6 protein-coding genes are annotated in these 6080 nt (G+C 73.6%); 3 read left to right on the top strand and 3 right to left on the bottom strand.

All coding sequences use genetic code 11. From position 1 onward, the window contains the following. Nucleotides 1-90: 90 nt before the first annotated feature. Both ABZ883_RS37540 and ABZ883_RS37535 read right to left on the bottom strand, forming a co-directional pair. Entirely contained in the window at nt 91-747 is a 657-nt protein-coding gene (locus ABZ883_RS37540; RefSeq protein WP_360914740.1) for a response regulator transcription factor, read from the bottom strand. A 208-nt stretch (nt 748-955) separates the two neighbouring features. Further along, nucleotides 956-1606, bottom strand: coding sequence for a DUF3000 domain-containing protein (locus ABZ883_RS37535; protein ID WP_360914737.1), 651 nt, complete (start codon nt 1604-1606; stop codon nt 956-958). Between the two features lie 89 nt (nt 1607-1695). On the opposite strand from ABZ883_RS37535, the gene hemE reads away from it, so the two are divergent. Then, nucleotides 1696-2739 (top strand): uroporphyrinogen decarboxylase, encoded by a 1044-nt coding sequence (gene hemE / locus ABZ883_RS37530; protein WP_360914734.1) that lies wholly within the window; start codon nt 1696-1698, stop codon nt 2737-2739. Nucleotides 2740-2797: 58 nt separating this feature from the next. On the opposite strand, the gene ABZ883_RS37525 is transcribed toward hemE, so the two are convergent. After that, nucleotides 2798-3751 (bottom strand): DUF4349 domain-containing protein, encoded by a 954-nt coding sequence (locus ABZ883_RS37525; protein WP_360914731.1) that lies wholly within the window; start codon nt 3749-3751, stop codon nt 2798-2800. Between the two features lie 126 nt (nt 3752-3877). On the opposite strand from ABZ883_RS37525, the gene hemG reads away from it, so the two are divergent. Both hemG and hemQ read left to right on the top strand, forming a co-directional pair. Beyond that, nucleotides 3878-5341 carry a protoporphyrinogen oxidase gene (hemG, locus tag ABZ883_RS37520; RefSeq protein ID WP_360914728.1) on the top strand — a complete coding sequence of 488 codons (1464 nt, stop codon included), beginning with the start codon at nt 3878-3880 and terminating at the stop codon, nt 5339-5341. A gap of 4 nt (nt 5342-5345) precedes the next feature. Next, on the top strand, nt 5346-6077 hold the full coding sequence (gene hemQ / locus ABZ883_RS37515; RefSeq protein ID WP_360914725.1) for a hydrogen peroxide-dependent heme synthase: 732 nt from the start codon (nt 5346-5348) through the stop codon (nt 6075-6077). The last annotated feature ends 3 nt before the right edge of the window (nt 6078-6080 follow it).

Genomic DNA, 6080 nt, shown 5'->3' with positions numbered 1-6080 from the left:
CACAGGATGCCGTTGAAGGATTCATTGCTGCTGCCGGACAACGGTGACACGGACGGCAGTGACCATCGGGCAGGCTCCCAGTACGGATGGTCAAGTGCCGGTACGCAGCGCTACCGCGACCATTCCCGCGCGGTCGCCGGTGCCGAGCTTGCGGGCGATGCGCGCCAGGTGGCTTTTGACGGTGAGCGCGGACAGGCCCATCGAGACGCCGATCGCCTTGTTCGACTGGCCCTCCGCGACCAGCCGGAGGACTTCGACCTCGCGGCCCGACAGTTCGCGGTAGCCGCCGCCGTGGCCGGGGGCACCGGGGGGCCGGCGCTGGATGCGCTGGCCTGCCGCGCCGATGGGGGCGCCGCCGGGGCGTCCGGGGATGCCGAGGTTGGTCCGCGTGCCGGTGACGACGTAGCCCTTGACGCCGCCGGCGAGGGCGTTGCGGACGGCGCCGATGTCGTCGGCGGCGGACAGGGCCAGGCCGTTGGGCCAGCCCGCGGCGCGGGTCTCTGCGAGCAGGGTCAGCCCGGATCCGTCGGGGAGGTGAACGTCGGCGACGCAGATGTCTCGGGGGGTGCCGACCCGCGGCCTGGCCTCAGCGACGGAGGACGCCTCGATCACGTCGCGCACACCGAGCGCCCACAGATGGCGGGTCACGGTGGAGCGAACGCGGGGGTCGGCGACAACCACCATTGCGGTCGGCTTGTTCGGGCGGTAGGCGACCAGGCTTGTGGGGTGCTCGAGAAGAACCGACACCGGGCCTCCTGGGACGTGGCTGGAAGGGTCACAGGTTCCTTCGGCAGCAACTTCGCCCGGCTTTAGAGAAAGATCACGATTTGTTTAGTAACAATTCCGGCAATTCGGACGCCCTGTCGATCGTTGTCGATCGAAGGTGTGAAGATCGCGTTCATCGCGTGTGAGGGCGTGTTGACGGCGGTAAAGCGCGAGGTCGGACGGCCGGGGGTCAGCGGGTCTGCTGCGGACCGCGCCGCTTCGGCAGCGGTACGACGGACGGCGCGCCGCCGAGCGGCGCGCGCGGCTCGGCCGGCGCCGGGGGCAGCCCGGCGCTCGTGCACATCAGGTCGCACCAGCCCGCCAGGTGCGCGGCGACGTCCGGCACGCCACCGGCGGCCGGTGCCACCGGCGTCCAGGAGGCGCGGATCTCGATACGGGTGGAGTCCTCGCGCTCGGCGAGCGCGCCGAAGTGGTGCGAGGAACTGCGCGAGACCGTGCCGCCGGCCGCGTCGAAGGCGGCGCCGTGCGTCTCCAGGGCACCGGTCAGCCACGACCAGCTCACCTCGGGCAGCAGCGGGTCGCCCGCCATCTCCGGTTCCAGCTCGGCCCGGACCAGCGTCACCAGGCGGAAGGCGCCCTGCCAGCCCTCCTGGCCGTCGGCGTCGTACAGCAGCACCAGCCGGCCGTCGGCCAGCTCCTCGCCCTCCACCACGACGGCCGCCTCCAGGGCGTACGCGTGCGGGGCCAGGCGCTTGGGCGGCGGCACGGGTTCGAGCTCGACCTCGCTCCGTACGCGAGCGCGCCGCAGCGCGTCGACCGCGTGCTGGAACGGGAGAGGGGCGTCGTTCCCGTCCGAGAGGTGCCCATGAGCCGCTGCCATGCCCGGAAGCGTAGGCCGAAGGGCGGCTTCAGTGAGGGAGGACACCCGGTTGGGCGGGTCGCCCACTTGGCGCATGCGAAGATTCGGGGGTGAGTGCGCACCAGCAGACCGCTGCTTCCCCCTTCATCCTGGCGTGCCGTCGCCGGCACGTGCCGCACACCCCCGTGTGGTTCATGCGCCAGGCAGGCCGCTCCCTGCCCGAGTACCTCAAGGTGCGCGAGGGCATCCCGATGCTCGAGTCGTGCACGCGACCCGACCTCGTCACCGAGATCACGCTGCAGCCGGTGCGCCGCCACAAGGTCGACGCGGCCGTCTACTACAGCGACATCGTGGTCCCCCTCAAGGCCATCGGCCTCGACCTCGACATCAAGCCCGGCGTCGGGCCCGTCGTCGCCGAGCCCATCCGCAGCGCCGCGGACCTCGACCGGCTGCGCCCGCTGGAGCCCGACGACGTCAAGTACGTCACCGAGGCGATCGGCATGCTCACCGGCGAACTCGGCGCCACGCCGCTGATCGGCTTCGCCGGCGCGCCCTTCACGCTCGCCAGCTACCTGGTCGAGGGTGGTCCCTCGCGCAACCACGAGCGCACCAAGGCGCTGATGTACGGCGAGCCCGAGCTGTGGGCGCAGCTGCTGGACCGGCTCGCGGACATCACCTCCGCGTTCCTCAAGGTGCAGATCGAGGCCGGCGCGAGCGCGGTGCAGCTCTTCGACTCCTGGGTCGGCGCGCTGGCACCGGAGGACTACCGGCGCTACGTGATGCCGGCCTCGGTGAAGGTCTTCGACGCGGTCGCCGGGTACGACGTGCCCCGCATCCACTTCGGCGTCGGCACCGGCGAACTGCTCGGGCTGATGGGCGAGGCGGGCGCGGACGTCGTCGGCGTCGACTGGCGGGTGCCCCTGGAGGAGGCGGCGCGGCGCGTCGGCCCCGACAAGGCGCTCCAGGGGAACCTGGACCCGGCGGTGCTGTTCGCCCCGACCGCGGCCGTGGAGAAGAAGACGCGCGAGGTGCTGTACTCGGCGCAGGCCGCGCCCGGGCACATCTTCAACCTCGGGCACGGCGTGCTGCCGTCGACGGACCCGGACGCGCTCACGCGGCTCGTGGAGTTCGTCCACCGGGAGACGGCGCGCTGAGGCCTGCCGCTCCCGCGCCCGGTCCGTGCGGTGCCGCACGGACCGGGCGCGCGGCGCGTCAGGGGCGCGGCTGCTCGACCGCGGCGGCGGGCTCGGTGGCCGGCGCCGGCGCGACCGGGTCGCCGCGGCGGCGGCGCAGCAGCCGGAAGGCCAGCAGCGCCAGCAGGGCGAGGACGGCGAACGGCAGCGCGGCGGCCAGGGCGATCAGCAGGACGCGCAGCGTCACGTAGAGCGCGTGCCAGCCCGCGCCGAGCGCGTCGCCCACGGAGGCCCAGAACCCGTCGGCCTTCGCCGGTGCCGCGACCTGGTCCTGCTCGGTGAGCACGAGGGTCACCGTCGCCATGCCGGTGCGCTCCTTGAGCGAGGCCTGCTGCGCCTCCAGCGCCTCCAGATCGGCCTGGCGGCTGCTGAGTTCCCCCTCCAGCGTGACCACGTCGCTCAGCCTGGTCGCCCGGTCCATCAGTTCCCGCACCCGTGCGACGCTCGCCCGCTGCGTCTTGATGCGGCTCTCCACGTCGACGACCTGGCTCGTCACGTCCTGCGCGCTGACCTTGCGCTCCAGGAGCCTGCCGAGGCCCGCGAGGTCGCCGAGCACCCGCTCGTAGTCCGCCGGCGGGACGCGCAGGGTGACGCGGGAGTGCTCGTTGCCCTCGTCGTCCAGGGAGGTGCTCTCGTCGCCGATGTACCCGCCCGCGGCCTCGACGAGGGTGCGGGACCGGGCGAGCGCGTCGGGGACGTTCTTGGCCTCGACGGTGAGCGTCGCGGTGCGGACGACGAGGGAGCGGTCGAGGACGGGGGTCCCGTTGGCCTTGTCGACCGTGGTCCCGGAGGCGCCGGAGTCCTGTTCGGCCTTGCCGGCCGCCGGGGCCTGCGCCGGTTCGGCGACGGATTTGTCGTCGCCACTGCTCTGCAGGCTGCCGCCGTCGGACGCGCTGCAACCGGTCAGCGCGAGCGCACCCGCCAGCGCGAGGGCGGCAAGTGTTCTGCGGACAGCGGTCGTTGGTGCCTTCATGGGGTCCCCCCTGGGGCCGGCGCGGATGTCGCAGGTTCGACGCCGCCGAACGGCAGGGGGTTTCGGGCCCGCGATCCCGAAGAGGTCACGGTTAGGGCTCGTTCCGGCGTCTGAGACAGTGGAGGCATGAGCGAAACGCAGCCCCGGGCCGGACATGTGGTGGTCGTCGGCGGCGGGGTCTCCGGACTCTCCGCGGCGCACTTCCTGCTGGAGGGCGGTGCGGCGCGCGTGACGGTGCTGGAGTCCTCCGGCCGGCTCGGCGGCAAGCTGTACGCGGACGAGATCGCGGGCGTCCCCGTCGACCTCGGCGCGGAGTCACTGCTGGCCCGCCGCCCCGAAGCGGTGGACCTGGCCCGCGCCGTCGGCCTCGGCGACGACCTGGAGCCGCCCGCCACGACCACCGCGGGGCTCTGGACGCGCGGCAGGATGCGTCCCATGCCCAAGGGCGGGGTCATGGGCGTCCCCGGTGACATCGGCTCGCTCGCCGCCTCCGGCGTGCTCTCCGCGGCCGGACTGGCGCGGCTGCCGCTGGACCACGTGCTGCCCCGCACCAAGGTGGGCGACGACGTCGCCGTCGGCACCTATGTCGCGGCCCGGCTCGGCCACGAGGTCGTCGACCGGCTCGTCGACCCGCTGCTGGGCGGGGTGTACGCGGGCAACGCGTACGAGATCTCCCTGCGCGCCGCCATTCCGCAGCTGTACGAGAGCGCCCGCTCCGGCCGCTCCCTCATCGAGGCGGTCCGCGAGACCCAGCGCCGCGCCGCCGCGGCGGCGAGCGCGTCCACCGGGAAGGAGCCGGCGCCGGTCTTCGCGGGCATCCGCGGCGGCGTCGGACGGCTGCCGGTCGCGGTCGCCGAGGCGTGCCGCGCCGCCGGCGCCCGCATCCTCACCGGCGCCCCCGTACGGCAGTTGCGGCGCACCCCGGACGGCTGGCAGGTCACCTGGGACCACGACGGCGCGAGCGAGGTGATGGAGGCCGACGCGGTCGTGCTGGCGGTGCCGGCGCCCGCCGCGGCCAGGCTGCTGGGCTCGGAGTCGCCGGGTGCCGCGGCCGACCTGGCGGCGGTGGAGTACGCGAGTGTCGCCCTGGTGACGATGGCCTTCCGGCGCCGCGAGATCACGCACGCCCTGCCCGGCAGCGGCTTCCTCGTGCCGCCGGTCGACGGCCGCACGATCAAGGCGTCCACCTTCTCCAGCCAGAAGTGGCACTGGAGCGGCACCGCCGACTCCGACGTATACGTGCTGCGCACCTCGGTCGGGCGGTACGGCCAGGAGGCCGACCTCGCCTGGGACGACACCGACCTCGTCCGGCTCTCCCGGGAGGACCTCGGCGAGGCCGTCGGGCTCACCGCCGCGCCGGTCGCCGCCCGGGTCACCCGGTGGGACGGGGGCCTGCCGCAGTACCCGGTCGGCCACCTCGCCCGGGTCGCCCGCGTGCGCGAGCAGGTCGCCAAGCTGCCGGGCCTCGCGGTGTGCGGGGCGGTGTACGAGGGCGTGGGCGTGCCCGCCTGCGTGGCGAGCGCGCGCGGCGCGGCGGACCAGGTCCTGGGCACCCTGCGGCCGTCGGCGGAACCCGGCGCGGGACAATAGCCCCATGACCGACTCGACTGCTTCCGACGCACCGGCCAAGGCCCCCAACGCGGGCAAGAAGGCCAAGGACCTCAACGAGGTCATCCGCTACACCCTCTGGTCGGTGTTCCGGCTCCGCGACGTCCTGCCCGAGGACCGCGCCGGCTGGGCGGAGGAGGTCGAGGAGCTCTTCGAAGAGCTCGCCGCCAAGGACGTGACGGTCCGGGGCACCTACGACATCTCCGGTCTGCGCGCCGACGCCGACCTCATGATCTGGTGGCACGCGGAGACCGCCGACGCCCTCCAGGACGCCTACAACCGGTTCCGCCGCACCCGCCTCGGCCGCCGTCTGGAGCCGGTCTGGTCGAACATGGCCCTGCACCGCCCCGCGGAGTTCAACAAGAGCCACATCCCGGCCTTCCTGGCCGACGAGACGGCCCGCGACTGGGTCTCCGTCTACCCCTTCGTCCGCTCCTACGACTGGTACCTGCTGCCCGACGAGGACCGCCGCCGCATGCTCGCCGACCACGGCAAGATGGCGCGGGGCTACCCGGACGTGCGGGCGAACACGGTGGCGTCGTTCTCGCTGGGCGACTACGAGTGGATCCTGGCCTTCGAGGCGGACGAACTGCACCGCATCGTCGACCTGATGCGGCACCTGCGGGCCTCCGAGGCGCGGATGCACGTCCGCGAGGAGGTCCCGTTCTACACCGGCCGCCGCCGGTCGGTCGCGGAACTGGTGGCGGGGCTGGCCTGACGG

The organism is Streptomyces sp. NPDC046977, assembly GCF_040644455.1.
Taxonomy (GTDB): Bacteria; Actinomycetota; Actinomycetes; order Streptomycetales; family Streptomycetaceae; genus Actinacidiphila.
Note: the sequence above shows the minus strand (reverse complement) of the source record. Positions and strands in the feature narration are given on the sequence as shown.